Below are 2627 nucleotides of genomic sequence, written 5' to 3' on the forward strand. Positions count from 1 at the left end.
TCTTCCTTTAAACCCAAATCTCTGTACTCTATATTAATGAAAACTGCTATAATTTCTAAATCATAATGACTAATACTGTATTAGATGTTCGTAACCTCAAAGTTCAATTTACAACTGAAGAAAAACTGGTAAAAGCTGTTGATGGTATATCCTTTACTGTAAAAAAAGGGCAAACCCTAGGAATTGTTGGAGAATCAGGTTCTGGAAAATCTGTTACATCTCTAGCAACAATGGGTTTACTACTAGCGAAATCTTGTCAAATTAGCGGTGAAATTTGGTTTAATAATTCAGGAGAAAATGAACAAAATTCTGAACCAGTAAATTTATTACAATTACCAGAACAGGAAAAACAACAATATCGGGGTGGGAAAATTTCCATGATTTTCCAAGAACCCATGAGTTCTCTTAACCCAGTTTACACCATAGGATTTCAGTTAACAGAAGCTATTAGATTTCATCAAAATGTTTCAGCAGCAGAAGCACGACGTCAAGCAGCATCCCTACTTCAAGAAGTAAAGCTTCTCCCCAGTGATGAGGTATTACGACAAAAATCTCTAGAGGAAATAACAGAGGATAGTCAAAATTTAGCACAGGTAAAATCCAAACGGGAACTAGCAAAAATAGTAGATGGTTCAGGCCAACCTGCTGTTAGTCAAGTAGAAGAAGTAAGCGGCCGCCAAATCATGCTGCAAGTCAATCAAAAAAAGCTAGCAATGTTAGATCGTTATCCCCACGAACTTTCTGGCGGTCAAATTCAACGGGTAATGATAGCAATGGCAATTTCTTGCAACCCTACTTTATTAATTGCAGATGAACCAACAACAGCTTTAGATGTTACAGTGCAGGCAAAAATTTTAGACTTGCTGCGGGAGTTGGGAGAAAGCAGAGGAATGTCTATTATATTTATCTCCCACGACTTGGGGGTAATTTCCGAAGTAGCTGATACTGTAGCAGTAATGTATCAAGGAAAAATAGTAGAGTATGGTGAAATAAAGCCAATATTTTCTGGGCCACAGCATCCTTATACAAAAGGTTTATTAGCTTGTCGTCCTCCCCTACATGGTAAAGTTTTGCGTCTACCTACTGTTTCTGATTTCATGGAAGAGGTAACACACTCTACTGGAGAAATAGAAATTAGGGAAAAAATCACAGCAGTAACACAACAACAAAATATAGATTTGGCAGAGGAAATATTTCCTGAAACAACTGAAAATCCTATCTTGCAAGTTAATAATTTACGAGTTGGGTTTCCAGTTAAAGGGATATTTGGTCAAACTCAACGTCTATTGATGGCAGTTAATGATGTTTCTTTTGCTGTTTCTGCCGGTGAAACTCTGGGTTTAGTGGGAGAGTCTGGTTGTGGTAAAAGTACCTTAGCAAGAGCAATACTCCAATTAATTCCAGTTACAAGTGGAAAGGTATTTTTTGAGGGTCAAGAAATTACAAACCCTCATGCAGGTAAGTCGGGAATTAAGCAGTTTTTGGAGTCGCTGAAAAACTCTCAACCAAAAAGTGGGAAAAATGGGAATCAAGAAAAATATGAGCAAATGTTGCGGAGGTTGCGACGAGATATGCAAATTATTTTTCAAGACCCCTTTGGTTCCCTTGACCCCCGCTTAACTGTTGGTGCAGCAGTGATGGAACCAATGTTAATTCACGGTGTAGGTAATAGTTATAAAGTGAGACGCGATCGCGCAGCACATTTATTAGAAAGGGTAGGATTAACTGCTGACTCGTTAAGTCGTTATCCTTATGCTTTTTCTGGTGGTCAACGTCAACGGGTTTGTATTGCCCGTGCTTTAGCATTGAATCCTAAGTTAATTATTTGTGATGAGTCTGTTTCTGCTTTAGACGTTTCAGTGCAAGCGCAAGTGCTGAATTTATTAAAAGAATTGCAGGATGAATTTGGGTTGACCTACATTTTTATTTCCCATGATTTGAGTGTGGTCAAATTTATGAGCGATAGAATCATGGTAATGAATCAAGGAAAAATTGAAGAAATTGGTCTTGCCGAACAAGTTTACGATCGACCAGAACAGGAATATACGCGCCAACTTATTGCCTCTATTCCTAAAGGAAATTTAGAGTAAAAAAATCTCCACCAATAACGGCGGAGGTTATCCATCAGGGTGCATCTACCTTTTCTCTTTCCTATATTTCTGCATTAATCCCGGAAATAATCGACTGAATTTTCTAGTTATATCATGTCCGGTTGAATAGTTATAAATAAATGAGGGAGGAGGGAGGAGTCAGGAGTCAGGAGTCAGGAGTCAGGAGGGAAGAGAGGAGAAAGAAAGTATAAAAATAAGAAAGTTTTTGTTTGTAGTAGGGCTTCAGCCCGATATATACTTAGGGCTGAAACCCTACTACGAACTTTAATTATAACTATTCAACCGGACATGATATTACTGTTTTGAAGCAAAAAAAAACCTCCACCAATAACGGTGGAGGTTATTCATCAGGGTGCATCTACCTTTTCTCTTTCCCATACTCCTGCATTAATCCCGGAAATAATCGACTTAATTTTCCAGTTACTGTTTTGAAGCAAAAAAAAACCTCCACCAATAACGGTGGAGGTTATTCATCAGGGTGCATCTACCTTTTCTCTTTCCCATACTCCTGCATTA

The 2627-nt window shown here is 38.2% G+C and carries 1 protein-coding gene; it reads left to right on the plus strand.

Features of this window, described 5'->3' with window-relative positions:
• The first annotated feature begins 65 nt into the window (after positions 1–65).
• A complete protein-coding gene (locus tag ACP6PL_RS06335; RefSeq protein ID WP_426543685.1) occupies positions 66–2090 on the plus strand; it encodes an ABC transporter ATP-binding protein in 2025 nt (674 codons plus the stop codon).
• The last annotated feature ends 537 nt before the right edge of the window (positions 2091–2627 follow it).

The organism is Dapis purpurea BLCC-M126, assembly GCF_050015975.1.
Taxonomy (GTDB): domain Bacteria; phylum Cyanobacteriota; class Cyanobacteriia; order Cyanobacteriales; family Microcoleaceae; genus Trichodesmium.